The organism is Beggiatoa leptomitoformis (assembly GCF_001305575.3).
Taxonomy (GTDB): domain Bacteria; phylum Pseudomonadota; class Gammaproteobacteria; order Beggiatoales; family Beggiatoaceae; genus Beggiatoa; species Beggiatoa leptomitoformis.
In genome coordinates, this window is record NZ_CP012373.2 from 3,421,262 (window position 1) to 3,440,370 (window position 19,109).

The window sequence follows — 19,109 nt, forward strand, 5'->3', positions numbered from 1 at the left end:
TTCACTTGGTTAGGAGGTCGTTATGAAGTTATTACGTGGGATAGTAACAACCGCATTGTTGGTAGGAATGCACAATGTTTACTCGGCTGATTATAGCTTAGATGCCAGTACAATGGCAGTGGGAGCAACAGCAGAGGAGAATTTAGTTGTTAAAGAGGGGTGTATTAACCTCGAAGAAAAATGTGATGTAGCTCAAAAAGCTAAATGGTTCAGTGCGCCATTAACTAAAGTAGGTTCATTAGATATTGGCGGTTCACTACAAGGTGATTTTGAAATTAACCTAACAATTAACATTAATAATGGTAGTAAAGGCATTGTTTTACTAACACCCGACAACAAAAGTATTGAGTACAATATAAGCTGGTATGGTGGTTCTGGTGGGGGGTTTAGCACACCTTCACTATTACCAAAAGGAATTGGTGAGGGCGGAAGTAGTAGATATGGGATAAACGGTTGGAATAGTATGCCTAGCTTCAATAATATTTCATTTACTGTGCGTCAGGGCGTGGCTAAGGTTTATATCAATGGTGGTGAATCACTTCTTGACCCAATTACATTTGACAAAAACACTGTATTTAGCCGTGTGTTGATTAAAGGGATTAGTTCTAGTGACCGTCTCTCCGAAGTCAAAGTACGTGGCTTACAATCAGCCTCCTTTTGTTCTGGAGGAGGGTCAACTACTACACCCACCACAACCGACAGTTGCGCTGCCAACTACAACGCAGGCACAGGTAAATTGACCATTCCTTGCGTTGCTGTTCCCGTATCATTACCTTTTGGCGGTACACAAACACTCAACTACAGCGTCGATATGCAACAACGCACAAACACTTTTGCCTTTGATTTAGATTTAAACTCACTAAAACAACGTTAAATATCAATAAAACACAGTTACTAATATAAGTAACCTACACACTTTCATCCTAAGTTTGGATAATCTAAATAGTGCGTTACGGTGCGAAAAAATGCACCTGACGCACCCTACGCTTGCTTGATACAGTAAGCCAGTATAAATAGATAAAATAAAAGGTTATAAATCGGGTCATAATCTTGGCGATTTAATCTTAAAATTTGCTTTATGTGTTTTTTATTCCGCCAGTAGTTTCAATAAACGCAATAATCTCCGCTAATCCTTCCCCTGTTTTTAAATTGGAAAAAACAAACGGTTTTGTGTCGCGCATTTTGCGTGCGTCGCGTTCCATCACGTCTAAAGACGCGCCAACGTAAGGGGCAAGGTCAATTTTATTAATTACTAATAAATCAGATTTAGTAATACCAGGCCCGCCTTTACGGGGAATTTTATCACCCGCAGCGACATCAATCACATAAAGCGTTAAATCTGATAATTCAGGGCTAAATGTCGCGCTTAAATTATCGCCACCGCTTTCAATAAAAATAATTTGTAAATTTGGAAATGTACGGCTGAGTTGTTCAACAGCCACCAAATTCATTGATGCATCTTCACGAATTGCTGTGTGTGGACAACCACCTGTTTCTACACCAATAATTCGTTCAACAGGTAAGGCTTGGCTACGCATTAAAAACTGTGCATCTTCTTTGGTGTAAATATCGTTGGTAACGACAGCTATTTCATAGCGGTCACGCAAATTTTTACACAATGCGTCAACCAGCGCGGTTTTACCCGACCCAACAGGGCCACCGATACCAACTCGTAAACTAGACATGATTTTTTTATGCGGACGTTGAGAAAAAAACGAAGGGGAGGGGGCGGCGGTGTGTTGCCATCCCATTGAATTAACAGGATGACAACAAACTAACTAGCTTTGTAGAAGGTATAAAACTTCTTCAAGTTCAGCCCGTAATTGCTGAATAATGTGCTGACCTTGTTGCAAGTTATTTTCTGGACTATCGCCCAATAATCGCTGTTTCGCGCCACCAATAGTAAAACCTTCTTCATACAACAAGTTGCGGATTTGACGAATCAAAACAACATCTTGTCGCTGATAATAACGTCGGTTACCGCGACGTTTAATCGGTTTTAATTGGGGGAATTCCTGTTCCCAGTAACGCAAAACATGCGGTTTGACAGCGCATAAATCACTGACCTCACCGATAGTGAAATAGCGTTTACCGGGAATGACAGGAAGTTCGTTATTGTTCGATGGTTCCAGCATACTCTTCTACTCGTGCACGAAGTTTTTGCCCTGGTCTAAAGGTTACCACACGACGTGCGCTAATTGGAATCTCTTCCCCTGTTTTAGGGTTACGTCCGGGACGTTGGTTTTTATTGCGTAAATCAAAGTTACCAAATCCAGACAATTTGACTTGTTCACCTTTTTCTAAGGCGGTGCGAATTTCTTCGAAAAACAAATCAACCATTTCTTTGGCTTCGCGCTTGTTTAAACCCATTTCGTCAAACAATCTTTCTGCCATTGCTGCTTTTGTTAATGCCATCACTGTTACTTCCTTAATTGTGCGTCTAACTGATGTTCTAGTGAACTCAGTATTTGTTCTAGGGTTTTGTCGATTTCCGACTCTGTTAGATTGCGGGAAATTTCTTGAAAAATCAAGCCTATTGCCAAACTTTTTTTGCCTTCTTCGATGCCTTTCCCCTGATAAACATCGAAAAGAGTCGTTTCTGCGAGGAAATTAGGCGCAGATTGGCGGACACAATCTAAAACTTTATCAGCAGTTATAGTATTTTGTACCACAACAGCTAGGTCACGGCGCACGGAGGGATATTTAGAAACGTCTGTGTAGCTAGGTGTTTCTGCATGACTCAGTGCGGCGAGTTGCAATTCAAATAAATAAACGGGTTGGGTGAAGTCTAATTGTTGTTGTAATTGCGGATGTAATGCACCGATAATGCCAATTAATGTATTATCTTGATAAATTTCCGCTGTTTGTCCGGGGTGTAATGCGGGGTGTAAGCCTGCGATAAAACGATAGGGTTTACGGCTGACTGCGAGTAAGTTTTCTACGTGGGCTTTTACATCAAAAAAGTCGGTATTGATGGCAGATAAGCCCCATTGCTCAGGATAGCGGCTGCCTGTAACGATGCCTGCTATCATGCGTTCTTGTTGTAAACCGTCAGCACTGGGTACGAATCGTAATCCTGTTTCAAAGAGACGCACGCGCGCTTGTTGGCGGGTCAGGTTGTATTGTGCGGTTTGTAATAGCCCTGTCCAGAGTGTAGTGCGCATGACGGACATATCGATAGCCGTTGGATTATCTTGGCGTTTGGCAATGGGATTGGCTAATGTAAGCCCTGCATGGTCGGGTGTGAGTTGTTTTTGTAAATCAGCATCGACAAAGCTGTAGGTAATTGCTTCGTAGTAGCCTTGTTGTATCAGCACGTCGCGCAGTTGTTGCAGGGCAACGGGGGGAACGGCTTGCATCACAAAATTACCTTGTGGAGGACGGGCAGGTATGTTGTGATAGCCGTAAACACGAGCAATTTCTTCAATAATATCAACTTCTATTGTAATATCAAAGCGGTAGCTAGGTGGTGTTATTTGCCATATATCGCCTTGTTGTACAACGTGCATGTTAAGTCGTTGCAGAATGTCGTTAATTTCTTGGGAGGTAAAAGAGTGACCCAAGAGGGATTGAATGCGTTGTAGGCGCACGGTCACAACGGCAGGGCTGGGAATTTGGGCGGTGTCGGTGACTTCAGTGATTGCGCCTGCTTGTCCCCCTGCAATATCGAGTAGTAGGGCTGTTGCGCGTTCTAGGGCGATGCGTTGTAGTTGTGGGTCAACCCCGCGTTCGAAACGGTGTGAGGAGTCAGTGTGCAAGCCGTAACGTCTGGCACAACCAGCGAGTTGACGCGGGGCAAAGAAAGCACTTTCAAAGAAGATGTCGATGGTGTCATCGACGACACCCGAACCTGCGCCACCCATTACGCCTGCAATGGCTAAGGGTTGTTGTTCATCGGCAATGACTAAGGTTTGTTCGTCGAGTTGAATGATTTGTTCATTTAACAAGGTGAGTTTTTCGCCTTGTTTGGCTAGTCGCACCACGATGCTGCCGTTTAATTTGGCTAAATCAAACGCGTGCATGGGTTGTCCCAGTTCTAATAAAACGTAATTAGTGATGTCAACAATGGGGTTAATACTGCGAATACCACCCCGCCGTAGGCGTTCTTGCATCCAGAGCGGGGTTGTGGCTTTGGGATTTATACCCCGCACAACGCGCCCCAGATAACGCGGACAACCGTTGTTGTTTTCTATGCGCACAGGGAATGTGTCGGCAATGGTTGCGGGAATCGCGAGCATTTTGGGTGCGGTGAGTGTTGTGCTGGTGAGGGCCTTAACTTCACGCGCAATTCCTTGAATGCTTAAGCAGTCGCCACGGTTAGGCGTTAGTTCAATAATGATGCTGGTATCATCTAAGCCTAAGTAGGTACGCACAGATTCGCCAATGGGTGCATCTGTAGGAAGCGGCATTAATCCTTCTGATGTTTCAGCAAGTCCTAATTCTTTGGCTGAACATAGCATTCCGTGCGATTCAACACCACGTAATTTGCTTTTTTTGATGCGTATATCGTTGGGTAACACTGCTCCGATGAGCGCGACAGGGACTTTCATGTCTGCCTGTACGTTGCTTGCTCCGCAAACGATGTTTAAAGGGGTTTCTTGACCTACGTTGATTTGGCAGACTTTTAATTTTTCTGCATCAGGATGGCGTTCAACGGTTAAGACTTGACCAACAACAACATTATCAAATGCAGGTGCGACAGCTTCTGTGTCGTCGACTTCTAAGCCTGCCATTGTTAAGCAGTTAATGAGTTCTTCTGTTGTCATTTGGGGATTAACCCAAGTACGTAACCATTGTTCGCTGAATTTCATAGGTAAACCTTATTGTTGCTATTTTGTGGGGCATTGTAGGCGTTAAGCTATTGGGTAATTTATCTAAATTAAAACTTAATCATTCAGATAATTAGTGTCATCAAAACGTTGCACAAATAGGTTTGTGCCTACAGTCAATTCTTTAGGTGATTAATTGGGTTGTTCTACGCTGTCTGGCTGCGTGGTGATTGGCATGGCAATGTCTGGCACAGGGACTATTGGGGTTTCTTCAACCGTTGATTTTCCGGGCATGAGATGGTTTTTTATCCATTCGCTGGTGAGACGTTCGCCTTCTGCACTTTGTTCAGGGGTTAGTTCTTTTAATAGTTTGTTTGCGGAGGTTTCCGCTTGCTTATTGCCATATAAGGTTGCGACTAGAAACCAGTGATAGGCAAGTGCAGGATTTTTTTCTGTGCCTTTACCATCACGATACATGGTTGCAAGCAGGGCTTGTGAGGCGGCGTAACCTTTTTCAGCGGCTAAGGTTATCCATTTTAGAGCCTCAGCATAGTCTTGTTTAACGCCAACGCCTTCGTAGTACATCACCCCTAATTTAGCTTGTGCATCAAATAAACCTTGTTCCGCCGATTTTTTTAGCCATTCACTAGCAAGTATTTGATTACTTGGTGTACCAATACCGTCACGATACATCATGCCGAGTTTGTATTGTGCATCAGCACGCCCTGTTTCTGCCATTTTAAATGTTTTGCGAAAGTCATCGGTATAGCTAACACGTAAATATCGTTCTACTTTAGCGCGCATGTTTGTCGCTTTTGGATGTCCATTGGCTTCTGCTTTGCGTAACCAATAGAGGGCATGGCTTGGATTTTGGACTGTGCCAATGCCGTCCGCATACATAATTCCAATTTTATATTGGGCTTCTTTTAGCCCACGTTGTGCGGCTTCTTCATAAAATAAGGCCGCTTTTTTCAGATCAACGCTTGTCCCTTTGCCTGTTTCATATAAGCGTCCTAATTCCCAAAGTGCATTATCGTTGCCTTGACGGATGGCTTCTCCAAAGGCTTTTACGGCGTTATTAAAATCGGATTTTTGGAGATATTCTTGTCCACGGGCATAATAATCTACGGGTTCTTCTGACCAAGTAGGCAAAGCGGAGATAACAAGCAGTAAACCAATAGTTAAACGCAATAACATGAAGCAACTCCTGTCTTAAACGGTGAGTGATTGTGAAATAGCGTGCAAAGCCTGTAATGGGTCTGGGGCGCGTGTAATTGGGCGACCAATGACTAAATAGTTTGCACCTTGTTGTAAGGCTTCTTGTGGGGTCATTGTGCGTTTTTGGTCGTCTTGTTGGCTTTGTTGTGGACGAATACCCGGTGTAACCAATTGTAGCGGGGTACTAATCGATTGACGAATTAAACTAATTTCATGTGGCGAGCAAACCAAGCCATCTAATCCATTGGCTTCTGTCAAACGAGCAAGGCGTAACACATTATCGGTTAATGAGCCGTGTAAGCCCATGCCATATAAATCCGCCGTTTCTAAACTGGTGAGTATGCTTACAGCAATCAGGAGTGGACGTTGTGGATAACCTGCTAAGGCTTCACGCGCAGCAATAAGCATGTCGCGACCACCTAACGCATGAACATTTACCATCCATACCCCTAACTCAGCCGCCGCTTTGACAGCACCCGCAACGGTGTTGGGAATGTCATGAAATTTTAAATCTAAAAAGACATCAAACCCTTGATTTACCAATTTTTCAACCAGATGAGGTCCTGCGTGGGTAAATAATTCCATACCAACTTTTAAACGGCATCCACTGGCTTTTAGTTGTTCGGCTAATGCGAGTGCAGGCTTTGCATCAGGATAATCTAGGGCAATAATTAATGACGTAGCATTATTCACCATCAATTCCTTGTATCGGTTTTATCGTGTTCCATTGTTTACAGCTTGGACATTGCCAATGCAGCGTTTTTCCACGAAAACCACAGTGACTACATTGATAAATAGAGCGATTTTTTAATAATTGTGTGGTCATATCCTTCAGTAATAATAAATGTTCGTGCGTGATACTACTGGAGTTAGACAGGGCTAAATCGAGTAAAAAATCTAAACCACGAATTGAAGGACGTTTGTGTAATTGTTTTACAATAAAATCAGCGGCTTCCTGCTCACCTTGTTGTGCTTTTAAAATTTTAGCTAATTCCAATATAGGAGTCATTCCCGCGTCCGTATTTAAAACCGACTGTAAATAGGCAATAAAAGCGGTAGGTCGTCCTAAGTGTTGGTAGCAGGTTTGCAATGGTTCAATAATTTCTGATAAATAATCATTATCTTGTTGCCCAACTCGTTGAAAAGCATTAATTGCCTGTTGCCATTGTGCCTGTGTAAGTGCTAGTTCACCTTCTAATAAACTCGCTCGCACACATAACGGGTCACATTGTAAGGCTAACTGTAATGTTTCCTGCGCTTGGGTATATAGCTGTTGTTGAAGTAAAATTTCTGCTTGTTCGCAGTGGTAATGGGCAATCACCGTATTTAAACACTCGTCTGACACACTTGCGAGTGCTTCTGCGGTTGTGATGGCTTTTCCCCATTCATGTTCTTGTTGATAAATATCTAATAATTGGTGATAGGCATAATCACGATGTTCTTCAGACTCAATTAATTTTTCAAATAATGCTTCTGCACGGTCTAATAATCCTGCACGACGATAATCATAGGCTAATTCTAATACGGCAAGATTGCGCTGAGCGGCATCTAAAGAAGGACGCGCAATCAAGTTTTCATGTACCCGAATAGCACGGTTGACCTCTCCGCGTCGACGGAATAATGCGCCTAGGGCTAAATGAGTTTCAACGGTATCGCTATCTACATCGATAAGTTTAATAAAAACATCGATAGCTTTATCAGGCTGTTCATTAAGGAGATAATTCAAACCTCGGAAATAATCGGAGGAAAAACGTAATAAATTTACACTATCGCCACTACGTGCTTGACGATGATGTTTTCTCGCGGCTAACCAACCCGAAGCAGCAGCAACAGGTAATAACAACCATAAAAGTTCTAACATGGCAAGCACGCACCCAAACGGCCTTGACTATATCGTTGCTTGTCAGAAACAACCAACGTTGTTTTTTTATATAAAACACTAACGATGCTTAGGAAGACTAAACAAATGAACCCTATCGTTACACTCTCACGCGTTGTTTTTGCCAGACAACAAGAAAAAAAAACGAGTGGGGAAAAAAAAGTGACTCGCCGTATGCTGTTGCGCAGATTTCCGTTCCGCATGAATTTGTTTCAAACCCCAAAAATAAAAACCGTCATAATTGATAGCAATAGATTAACACAAGTAATATATAGGTAGATTGTCAACCTGACAGGGCAACACTTGCATGTTCCCGTATTAGAAAGGATTAAATACCTGCCTATCTATGCAGAGGGTTTACACAACAATCTCGTAAACGCTATTTATTGTATAGACAGGCAAGTCAATCTCAAGATTTGCGCTACACGATAGTGTGGGGTTTAGCTAATAACCCCACCGATAGAATAGCGAGTATTACGTTGAATAAATAAAAACCTAATTTGGATTACTATACATTTACCCGGTCACGCAACTCTTTACCAGGTTTAAAGTGCGGTACATGTTTCGCGGGTAAGGAAACAGCATCGCCTGTCTTAGGGTTGCGACCAACACGGGGTGGACGGAAATGTAAAGAAAAGCTACCAAAGCCACGAATTTCAATACGTTCCCCATTCGCTAAGGCTTGTGCCATGTGTTCTAACAGTGTTTTCACTGCTAAATCAATGTCTTTATGTGCTAGTTGCGTTTGCTTTTGCGCAATCGCCTCAATCAGTTCGGACTTTGTCATTATGTGTACCCTGAATAAAAGCAGTTGATATTAACTATGTTGTTATTATTAGACGTTTAAACCTCTCGTAACGCAGAAATTTAAACGCCCACCTCTGTAAAACGACTAACTTACTCTTTATCCATTTGCTCTTTTAATAGGTCGCCTAATGTCGCACCTAATGAAGGTTGTGAACGACCATAATCATTAATCGCAGCAGACTCTTCGTCAGTTTCTTTCGCCTTGATGGATAAAGAAATAACCCGTTTTTTGCGATCCACGCCGATAAACTTAGCTTCGATGTCCTCACCCTCTTTTAAGAGCATACGGGCATCTTCAACTCGATCGCGGGTTAATTCAGACGCACGCAGATAGCCTTCAACGCCATCTTGCAACTGAATCATCGCACCTTTCGGGTCAACTTCCTTGACAACACCTTTCACCAAACTTCCCTTTGGATATTCAGCAACGAAATGAGAGAAGGGGTCTTTTTCTAACTGTTTGATACCAAGAGAGATACGCTCACGCTCGGGGTCAACTGCTAAAACAACCGCTTCAATTTCATCCCCTTTCTTGTAACGGCGTACTGCTTCTTCACCCGTTTCGTTCCAAGAAATATCAGAAAGGTGGACTAAGCCATCGATACCGCCATCTAAACCAACGAAAATACCAAAGTCGGTGATAGATTTAATAGTACCAACCACTCGGTCATTCTTATTATGGGTCGCGGCAAAACCATCCCAAGGGTTAACTTGGCATTGTTTGATACCCAAAGAAATACGACGACGTTCTTCATCGATGTCTAATACCATGACTTCGACTTCATCACCGACTTGGACGATTTTGGAAGGATGTACGTTTTTATTCGTCCAATCCATTTCAGAAACGTGTACCAAGCCTTCTACGCCAGATTCAATTTCAACAAAGCAACCGTAATCAGTTAAATTGGTGACTTTACCGAATAAGCGAGTGCTTTCAGGATAACGACGGGCAATATCGACCCATGGGTCTTCACCCAATTGTTTGAGTCCGAGAGAAACACGGACACGCTCACGGTCAAATTTCAGGACTTTAACTTCTACTTCGTCACCAACATTGACCACTTCGTTAGGATGTTTAACACGTTTCCATGACATATCAGTGATATGTAGCAACCCGTCAACACCACCTAAGTCCACAAACGCACCGTAATCGGTGAGGTTTTTCACCACACCCCGTAAACTCATGCCTTCCTGCATGGTTTCTAATAAGGCTTCGCGTTCTTGACTGTTTTCCTTTTCAACCACAGCACGACGTGAAACAACCACGTTATTACGACGACGGTCTAACTTGATAACCTTGAATTCTAAAGGTTTGCCTTCCAAGTAGCTGGTATCGCGCACAGGACGCACGTCCACCAAAGAACCCGGTAAAAAGGCGCGAATATCATTGATATTAACAGTAAAGCCACCTTTAACCTTATCAGTAATAATACCTGTAATAGTTGCGGTGTTTTCAAAGGCATCTTCCAAATCTTTCCAAGAAGCGGCGCGTTTAGCTTTCTCACGGGATAAGCGTGTTTCACCAAAACCATCTTCCACAGCATCAAGGGCGACATCCACAACATCGCCAACTGCAACTTCTAATTCATTATTACTATTGTAAAACTCTTTAATGGGAATCACGCCCTCAGATTTCAGTCCTGCATTCACAATGACTACGTCTGAACGGATTTCTACCACTGTTCCCGTGACGATACTGCCGGGTAACATATTTTGTTTTACTTGACTTTCCGCAAATAACTCAGCAAAGCTTTCGCTCATTACAAACCCCTGACCCTTGATAATTATATCTAGGGTATAAATAGTTACAGCCACATAGTTGTGGTATGTGGGTTAATTAAAAGAGACCACAATTGCCAATAATGGGTTAAGCAATCATGAGTTTTTTAGTATTGGCAGACACCAACTGTAAAATTTGTGCTACTACTTTTTCAATTGACACACCCGTTGTATCAATGAGTTGCGCATCCTGTGCAGGGACTAATGGGGCAGTAGCACGACTGCGATCCCGCTCATCCCGATCCGCGATTTCTACAATAAGGTCGACAAGTTTAGCATCCATTCCCTTGCCTTTCAACTGTTTATAGCGTCGTTCTGCACGTTCTTCAACACTTGCCGTTAAAAAAATTTTTACACCCGCATCAGGAAAAACAACCGTTCCCATATCACGCCCATCAGCAACCAGACCGGGCGCGCGACGAAATGCACGTTGGCGATTAAGAAGTGCGAGCCGTACACCTGCGAGCGATGCGATTTTAGAAGCCGCAGAACCTGTTGCTTCTGTTCGTAATTCTACACTAACATCTTGCCCTTCTAGCAGCGTGTGCGTATCACTCAAATCTGGTTGAGCGGTAAATTGCACCTCTAATTGTCCTGCTAATCGCACTAAACCGACTTCATCTTCTAAAGCCACATGATGTTTTAATGCAGCTAAGGCTAATACTCGATACATTGCACCACTGTCTAAGGTATGCCAGCCCAAATAGCGGGCAACCCGTAACATAATCGTTCCCTTGCCTGAACCCCCCGGACCATCAATGGTAATAACAGGGGTGAACTGATATGTCATTCGTTACGCCTCTTGTACTTGAACACCCGCCGCTTGTGCGAGTTGAATAAAGGTCGGGAAGGATGTGGCAACATTGGCACAATCTTCAATTTCAATGGGTGCTTTTGCGCGTAATGCGGCAATCGTAAACGACATTGCAATACGATGGTCACCATGACTATCTATTGTTCCACCTTGCAATTGTCCGCCTTGAATCACAATCCCATCGGCTGTTGGTTGTGCGGTTATGCCTAATTTAAGCAAACCGTCTGCCATAACTTGAATTCTATCACTTTCTTTTACGCGCAATTCTTCTGCCCCCGTGAGAACGGTTTCCCCTTCTGCACAGGCGGCTGCTATAAAGATAGCTGGAAATTCATCAATTGCGAGAGGAACTTGTTCAATGGGAATGAGAATCCCCTTTAATGGGCTGGCTTGTACGCGAATATCTGCGACAGGTTCGCCACCGATTTCACGTTCATTTAACAAGCTAATTTTTGCACCCATGAGCCGTAAAATATTAATAACCCCAATCCGAGTTGGGTTAATTCCAACGTGTTCAAGCGTAATATCCGAACCTATCGCAATGCTTGCACCAACCATAAAAAATGCAGCAGAAGAAATATCCGCAGGTACTTCAATATCCGTCCCGCGTAGCCGTCCACCGCCTTGTAAACAAACTTTATTATCCACTTGTTGAATGGGATAACCAAAGCCGCGCAACATCCGCTCGGTATGATCACGAGTGGGTGCAGGTTCGGTTATGCACGTGATACCTTGTGCATATAAACCTGCGAGCAATAGACAAGATTTTACTTGCGCACTGGCAATAGGCATTGTGTAATCAATGCCATGTAAACCTTGTCCCGCGTGGATTTTTAACGGTGGCGTGCCATTATCTGCGGTCTCAATATTTGCGCCCATCTGTGCGAGAGGTACAGTAACCCGTTTCATTGGACGACGTGATAAAGATGGGTCGCCCGTCATCTCTACAGAAAAGGCTTGCCCCGCTAAAAGACCTGACATTAAGCGCATTGATGTCCCTGAATTACCCAAATACAACGCTTGTTGTGGTGCTTGTAAGCCCTGCAAACCAACCCCTTCAATTGTTACTGCGTATGGACTTGGACGGGTGATATTAACCCCCATTGCCTGAAAAGCGGCGAGTGTTGCTAGGGTATCTTCCCCTTCTAAAAAACCACTCACATGAGTTGTGCCTTCCGCTAATGCGCCCAGCATAATTGAACGGTGAGAAATAGACTTATCTCCCGGAACACGGTGTTGACCATGTAATTGTCCGCCCGGTTGCACAATAAAACGTTTCGAATGGGTCATTGTCATAGTATCAAGTTGTTAGTGAGGGACTAACCAGAAAATTTATCGCGTGCAGTTTTAGCACGACTAAAAATTGAGAGAATATGCGCACTATCGCCTTGTTCAATCGCGTCAGCTAATTCTGCTAAATCCGCATTAAAATGAGCAAGCACGTGCAAAATTGCGGTACGGTTGGCTAGACAGATGTCATGCCACATTTTTGGGTCACTTGATGCAATGCGCGTAAAATCCCGAAACCCGCCAGCGGCAAAACGGAATATTTCACGACGGTCTTCCATTTGCGCCAGTGTATCCACCAAACTATACGCTAAAACATGTGGCAAATGGCTGGTTGCCGCTAAGACTTCATCATGATGCTCAACACTCATGCTAACGACCTCAGCCCCCGTGTGTTGCCACAATTGAGTTATTAATGCCGTTGCTTGCGGGTCAGTTTCAGCTAAAGGGGTGAGGATGACACGACGATTCTCAAAAAGACTGGCAAACGAAGCGGCGACACCACTTTTTTCTGTCCCTGCGATTGGATGTCCCGGCACAAAACGGCAAATATGTTCACCTAATTCCTGATAAGCATCCGCAACAACACTGGCTTTAGCACTGCCAACATCAGTAATAATTGTATGTGGTGCAAGAATGGGACGAATTGTTGCAAAAACGGAGGCAATGTGTCCTAGTGGAACAGCAACCACGACTACATCCGCATCCTGCACAGCCGTTGCTAAATCAGTCGTGTAATGGTCCACCACGCCTAAACGCAGAGCTTCTTGTAAATTATCCAGTTGTCGTCCACAACCAACGATTTCAGCACAAACACGCGCCCGCTTTAAAGCCCGCGCGAATGAACCACCAATAAGACCGACACCGATAATTGTAAGGCGTTGAATAAGCATTATTTAAGTAAATTGGCGCAAAAAACGTAGGTCGTTTTCAAAAAATAAACGTAAGTCGTTCACACCATAGCGTAACATTGCCAAGCGTTCAATACCCATGCCAAAAGCAAACCCTGTATATTTTTCTGTATCGATACCAACGGATTTAAACACGTTCGGATGCACCATGCCACAGCCTAAAACTTCTAGCCAACGACGTTCACCATTTTTACCTATCCATTCCACATCTACTTCAGCGGATGGTTCTGTAAAAGGGAAATAAGAAGGACGAACCCGAATTTCTAATTCCCGCTCAAAAAAGCGTTGCAGAAAATCATGGAGAATCCCTTTTAAGTCCGCAAGCGACACGCCCTCATCAACCATTAATCCTTCCACTTGATGAAACATGGGGGTATGGGTTTGGTCAGAATCGCACCGATAAACTCGACCGGGTGCAATAATGCGCAATGGCGGTTGCGGGTGTTTTTCCATAGTACGAATTTGTACAGGAGAAGTATGTGTGCGCAATAAAGTATGAGCATCAAAATAAAACGTATCGTGCATTGCACGTGCAGGATGATAAGACGGAATATTTAAGGCTTCGAAGTTATAATAATCCGTTTCTACTTCAGGCCCTTCCTCTACGCTAAACCCTAATTGCACAAATAAATCTTGAATCCGTTGACGTGTTAATGTAATCGGGTGTAACCCACCGCTTACTTGTCCACGTCCTGATAAAGTTACATCAATTTTATCTGCCGCTAATTGTGCTTCTAACACGGCTGATTGCAATAAGGTATAACGGTTTTCTAGCAAGGATTGAAGCGTGTTTTTTGCTTCATTAATCACCTGCCCCGCGCGGGGACGTTCTTCAGGGGAAAGTTTACCCAGTTGTTTTAACTGTTCAGTTAAGACCCCTTTTTTACCCAAAAAATGCACTCGTAATTGGTCTAATGTACTTAAATCATTTGCGTTTTGAATAGCTTGTTGGGCTTGCGTAATCAGTTGGCTGAGGTCGTTCATTGTCACTGCATTGCTTTGTTGTTTATGAGGAATAAAAACTGTTCAGTGTGCCATACGTATTATTACTAATACAAGAGACAGTCGAAAATTCAAGCACAATAAAGTCAAGCATTTTCGCAATTTTTTCGCGATGGTCAAGTTATTTTAGAAAAACGGAATGCTAAACACGTGAGGTTAATAAAATATAAAGGAGTTGTCACGTGCAATATTTTGTTAATCAACAAGAAATTACAATATATCCTTGAGACAATCATTTTTTTTACTGACCATCACACTCTATTCTCACCCGTTTAGTACTCTCAAACTTACTAAGAAAAAGACGATATGGTAATGTTTTTATTGTCCCGCCAGATTTATAAAGACAAACTGATAAAGAATAAAGCATAGAATGCTTTTCGCTCCTCCACCATTCGCTAGAAGTTTTATATAAATGCTTATCATGCGGGATTTGAAAGAAACATAATTAAGTGGCTATTTCTTATTACAATCATCGTTATGTCATTAGAACCGTTCTCAATATGTTTACGCTCATATTATCTATGTTTGAACGTATTATTGTCATTTAATATTGAGAACGTATCCGTTATTCATCTTTACCTAATATACGGTTGCAAGAAGTTTGAAGCCTATGGATATTTATCCCTAATTTCTATTGTCCTTCATAAACTTGCCAATAATGTTCAGCGATGGCTTGCCAATCATATTGCTCAACAAATTGTCTGCCCGCCGCACCCAGTCGCTGACGTAAAGGCGTATCCGTCATCAAGCGGATAATGGCTTCAACAAACGCATTTATCTCATCTTCAATCAATGCCGTTTGCCCATTAATAACAGGAATACCCTCAGCCCCTTTTGCTGTTGCAATAACAGGAATGCTACTTGCAAAATACTCTAATATTTTCATGCGAGTACCACCACCATCTTGTAAAGGAACAATCGCAATATCCGCCGCTTTTAAATAAGGCGCAACATGCTCAACAACATCAGTAAAATATAAATCAGGGTGGTTTTTATGCTTAGGTGGATATTTCCCCACAGCTAAACATTTTGGATAATAACCACGTTGATTTAATGCAGGTAATATAACAGTATCTATCAATTCTACGGCTTGGCGATTGGGTGGATATGCGTAAATACCATGAAAGACTAAAACCATATCATCCGCACTGATACCATAACGTTGACGTATGGTTTCAGCAGAAGGAAATGGATGTGTAAACATTTTTAAATCAACACCATGAGGGATAAGTGTTAATTTGGCAATATTCACACCTGCTTGAACTAAACGCTCTAAATCTGCCTGTGACACGACAATAACGTTATCCGCAGCACGACATAGACGAATTTCAGTCTCCGCCATAAATTGTTCTGTCGCTTTAGATACATTATAAGTCTTAGCAATTCTTGCAAATTCTACATTGTGTTCAACAATACTGGTTTGCCCTCTAAATAATAAATGCGCCCAACGACAAGCCGATAAATAAGCAGGAAATTCAGCTTGATAAACATTAATTTTTTTCTGTAATGCAACGTATAGCACCCGTAAACGGAAATTATTATCTAATAAGGGGAAAAACAAAAATGCGTCATCTAGCGGAATGCCATATTTTTGATGCAGCGTTTGCCGTAAGTTGGTTTCAGGAATTGCCCATAAACGCCGTAACAAGCGCGGATAAAGTTCCTCTTGCATAATACCATTATGAAATATATAAAATTTTTCCCGTTCGGCGGTGATGAGATACACCTCGTCATAATGATAGGATAAGGCGCGCGCGGTATGATAAATCTTGGCTGCCGCACCGTGGTCAACAGGGAAAACATCGTGGCGGGTAATAATTGCCAAATGTTTTTGTTTACGATTGGTTATGCGATTGACTAAGGGAGTGAAAAAACGTTTTACAACAGCGCGGTAAGCGGTTTTTACACTTTGTCCGATATGGGTTAAACGGCTTTTTAATCGACGTTGTTCAGCAATATTTTGCCAAATCGTGACTTGTTGCGCGGTTGCTGCTTGTAAATGTTGTAAATTATCGATGTCTGCTTTTAAGCGGTTACATTCTGCCCAGCCTTGTTCTTTTGCCTCTGTGATTTGCGCAGAAAGTTGTTGTTCAGCCGATAATTTTTCTTTTGTTTTATTCAGTTCTTCTTGCAACAGTTGTGCATCTTGTTCATGGTTGAAGCGTTTTGCTAATGCCATGAAAAAATGGCTACGTTTTGCTAATTTGTGAGGGTTTAAGCAGAAATTAACCAACGGTTGCGTGGTTTTTTCCCAGTTAAATTGTTCTAAAATCAAGCGTTGTGCATTAGCACTTTTTTGTGCAAGATTTTCTTTGCCTGTCACAATGCGTGCAACAACGGTTGTTAATGCGTCATTGTCATCCGAAGGAATCACCCAACCTGCATCATATTCGCGGATTAAGTCGGCAACTTCTAAAAAATCATTGCAGATAACGGGTAAACCACAACGTAAATAATCAATGACACGGAAAGAAAAACTTAATTCTCGTTCACAGTTTTTTGTGCCTAATTCAATACCAATATCCGCTTGTAAATAAAACTGTTCCATTTCGTTATAAGGCATTAAATCTGATTTGTGCAGAATATGCTGATAACGGTCTTCATCTGGCAATTTTAGGCTAACAGCCTCTCCCCCTGCGAGGGGATATTTACCGACAACTAAGTGTAATTTTCCACGCGCGTGTGCGTCTAAGGTCTGCATAATCATCAGCATCCATGCTGATGGGTCGCGCCAAGGCCAAATCACGCCACCATAAACAAATGTGGGTTGATGTTCTGGCGGTTGAATAGGACGTTGTGGCAGTTGCGGGCTGGCAGAAATAGGGATTAAATCTAAAGGGTTATCTTTACAACTAATCCCGCTCATGAGTAACCAGCTAAGATGAAAGCCTTTTTGTCGTTTGGTGCAGCATAAAAAGTGGTCGGCACGGCTTAATGTATAAATATAATCAATGAGTTCTAGTTCTACATTGTGCTGGTCTTGAAATTCAGCTTCTAATAGGCGTGGCGCGAGTAAATCCAATACGATAGGGATTTCAAAATTATCAGGTAATTGGCGCATTATTTCCCAATAACCGACAATTAAAACAGCGGGTTGATATGTTTTAATTAAGCTGTGTAAATGTGCATAGTCTTGATAGGGAACAAGTGTTACTAACGCATTTTCTGGCACTGTGCGGATGGTGTTGGCTTGGGTGGCGTAAATGACTTCGAAGCCTTGTTGGCGTAAACCCATGGCTAAGCCCCATGCACGGATGCCGTTACCCGTCACGGATTCGCCCGCAACGGGAAACATGCCATGTGTAATGAGAAATACTTTACGATTTTGGGTTGAGGGAATGGCAGTAGATAGCGTGGTTGGTGTTAAATCGGACATGGGATGAGTCGTGGCTTGGTGAGCAGGTTTTTGTAATAAAACTTCTAGGGTTGAGCAAGTAAAATCAATCTGTTGCCCATTGGGTAGTTGTTGTATCAGTTGTTGTTTTACATCAGCATCAATTGGGGTTGTCCCAACATTATTGCATAAACGTAGCACTAACGCGGATTGTTGAAAAAAGGTGAGGTAATCTGCGTAGGTGTAACGATTAATATGTGGATTATCATAAATTTGATAAACAAATTCTGTTGCAAATTTTTCGCCCCATTGTTTGGCTAATTTGTCGAATAATTCATCTTTTGTAAAACGTAAGTGTTCATAAGGACGCAAGATATGGGCGTAGGAGTCGGGGTCGGTAAAGCGCATCCAGTGTCTATTGTATGTAAACCATAGGTGATGCCCAATAGCGGAAGACCATAAAGGACCAAAATATCCATAAATCATCCCATTGGGTTTTAATAATCGCGTCATTTCGCGTAAGGCAGTCGGAAAATCGTGAATATGTTCAAACGCGGCGATATTAAAAATTAAGTCAAAACTGGCATCTTCAAATGGTAGTGCGCGAATATCGCCGTGACAGAGAACAATTTTATCAGTAATATTTTGTTTTTCAGCTTTATTTTTCCAATACCAGTTATTAATGCCTACACCTTGTTTCATGCCTGCTAATTGCAGTTGATATAGAACATTGGCATTATCCGCGCCGATTTCTAGGATAGTTTTGTCGCGCACATCGGTTGCTGCGAGTAGTCCATCTAGGGCAATTTTTTGATAGTCAAATAATTCACCATCTAAAAAAGCGGTGCCGAGCGGGTCAAATAGTTGGGTTAAGGAAATGGTTTTTTGGGTATCTGCTTGATGTGTTGTAACAGGTGATTCTGCAAAAAGACTGAAGAAAAATTGATTCGCAGGGGTTAATAAGTGGGTGACAATGGGTTGTGAAAAGTCTGTCGGTAACCAGTCATTAAACTTTTGATTTTCTAGTAAAACAACATCTACAGGGGTGTTTGCTAACAGGGTCTGCAAGGCTTGCGCTGTTGGGCAATAGCAGTATTGAATGGTTGTTTGTGGTGTAGTGCTGTGTGTATTACTCGCCCAAATCACTTGAAAACCATGTTGTGCGATTTGTTGGGCTAATTGCCACGCATATACCGTTTTTTCCAAGGGTATTGTTGGGTCAGGAATAGCATAACGGGTGAGCAGTAAAATGGTGCGAGGCTTACGAGTCGTCATTGGATTGGTAATTTACCGATGATGGGAAATAAAC

At 42.6% G+C, this 19,109-nt stretch carries 15 protein-coding genes; 1 reads left to right on the forward strand and 14 read right to left on the reverse strand.

Annotated features, from left to right (window positions below; all coding sequences use genetic code 11):
- The first annotated feature begins 22 nt into the window (after positions 1–22).
- Positions 23–874, forward strand: a complete 852-nt coding sequence (locus AL038_RS14450; protein ID WP_062153973.1) for a hypothetical protein — start codon at positions 23–25, stop codon at positions 872–874.
- A 202-nt stretch (positions 875–1,076) separates the two neighbouring features.
- Here AL038_RS14450 and ureG read toward each other — a convergent pair whose 3' ends face one another.
- The 14 genes from ureG to AL038_RS14520 all read right to left on the reverse strand — a co-directional run bounded on the left by ureG (position 1,077) and on the right by AL038_RS14520 (position 19,075).
- Positions 1,077–1,685 carry an urease accessory protein UreG gene (ureG, locus tag AL038_RS14455; protein ID WP_062155558.1) on the reverse strand — a complete coding sequence of 203 codons (609 nt, stop codon included), beginning with the start codon at positions 1,683–1,685 and terminating at the stop codon, positions 1,077–1,079.
- A gap of 93 nt (positions 1,686–1,778) precedes the next feature.
- The gene (locus AL038_RS14460) at positions 1,779–2,135 is read right to left on the reverse strand and encodes a MerR family transcriptional regulator (RefSeq protein WP_062153975.1); all 357 of its coding nucleotides are present in this window, start codon (positions 2,133–2,135) and stop codon (positions 1,779–1,781) included.
- Positions 2,113–2,415: an integration host factor subunit alpha gene (ihfA, locus tag AL038_RS14465; protein ID WP_002685831.1), complete on the reverse strand. Its 303-nt coding sequence runs from the start codon at positions 2,413–2,415 to the stop codon at positions 2,113–2,115. The genes AL038_RS14460 and ihfA overlap by 23 nt, the downstream gene beginning before the upstream one ends.
- Before the next feature lie 5 nt (positions 2,416–2,420).
- Positions 2,421–4,811 (reverse strand): phenylalanine--tRNA ligase subunit beta, encoded by a 2,391-nt coding sequence (pheT, locus tag AL038_RS14470; RefSeq protein ID WP_062153977.1) that lies wholly within the window; start codon positions 4,809–4,811, stop codon positions 2,421–2,423.
- Between the two features lie 150 nt (positions 4,812–4,961).
- A complete protein-coding gene (locus tag AL038_RS14475) occupies positions 4,962–5,966 on the reverse strand; it encodes a tetratricopeptide repeat protein (protein WP_062153979.1) in 1,005 nt (334 codons plus the stop codon).
- Positions 5,967–5,981: 15 nt separating this feature from the next.
- Positions 5,982–6,683 carry an orotidine-5'-phosphate decarboxylase gene (pyrF, locus tag AL038_RS14480; RefSeq protein WP_062153981.1) on the reverse strand — a complete coding sequence of 234 codons (702 nt, stop codon included), beginning with the start codon at positions 6,681–6,683 and terminating at the stop codon, positions 5,982–5,984.
- The gene (lapB, locus tag AL038_RS14485; protein ID WP_062153983.1) at positions 6,673–7,848 is read right to left on the reverse strand and encodes a lipopolysaccharide assembly protein LapB; all 1,176 of its coding nucleotides are present in this window, start codon (positions 7,846–7,848) and stop codon (positions 6,673–6,675) included. Before lapB ends, pyrF begins: the two co-directional genes overlap by 11 nt.
- A gap of 526 nt (positions 7,849–8,374) precedes the next feature.
- A complete protein-coding gene (locus tag AL038_RS14490; protein ID WP_062153987.1) occupies positions 8,375–8,653 on the reverse strand; it encodes an integration host factor subunit beta in 279 nt (92 codons plus the stop codon).
- 110 nt (positions 8,654–8,763) lie between these two features.
- A complete protein-coding gene (gene rpsA, locus AL038_RS14495; protein WP_062153989.1) occupies positions 8,764–10,434 on the reverse strand; it encodes a 30S ribosomal protein S1 in 1,671 nt (556 codons plus the stop codon).
- Positions 10,435–10,540: 106 nt separating this feature from the next.
- Complete coding sequence (cmk, locus tag AL038_RS14500; protein ID WP_062153991.1) at positions 10,541–11,242, reverse strand: (d)CMP kinase; 702 nt, start codon at positions 11,240–11,242, stop codon at positions 10,541–10,543.
- 3 nt (positions 11,243–11,245) lie between these two features.
- The gene (gene aroA, locus AL038_RS14505) at positions 11,246–12,562 is read right to left on the reverse strand and encodes a 3-phosphoshikimate 1-carboxyvinyltransferase (RefSeq protein WP_062153993.1); all 1,317 of its coding nucleotides are present in this window, start codon (positions 12,560–12,562) and stop codon (positions 11,246–11,248) included.
- 23 nt (positions 12,563–12,585) lie between these two features.
- Positions 12,586–13,446 (reverse strand): prephenate dehydrogenase/arogenate dehydrogenase family protein, encoded by an 861-nt coding sequence (locus AL038_RS14510; RefSeq protein WP_062153994.1) that lies wholly within the window; start codon positions 13,444–13,446, stop codon positions 12,586–12,588.
- A gap of 3 nt (positions 13,447–13,449) precedes the next feature.
- A complete protein-coding gene (gene pheS / locus AL038_RS14515; protein ID WP_062153996.1) occupies positions 13,450–14,448 on the reverse strand; it encodes a phenylalanine--tRNA ligase subunit alpha in 999 nt (332 codons plus the stop codon).
- Positions 14,449–15,097: 649 nt separating this feature from the next.
- Entirely contained in the window at positions 15,098–19,075 is a 3,978-nt protein-coding gene (locus AL038_RS14520) for a glycosyltransferase (RefSeq protein ID WP_062153998.1), read from the reverse strand.
- Positions 19,076–19,109 lie beyond the last annotated feature (34 nt).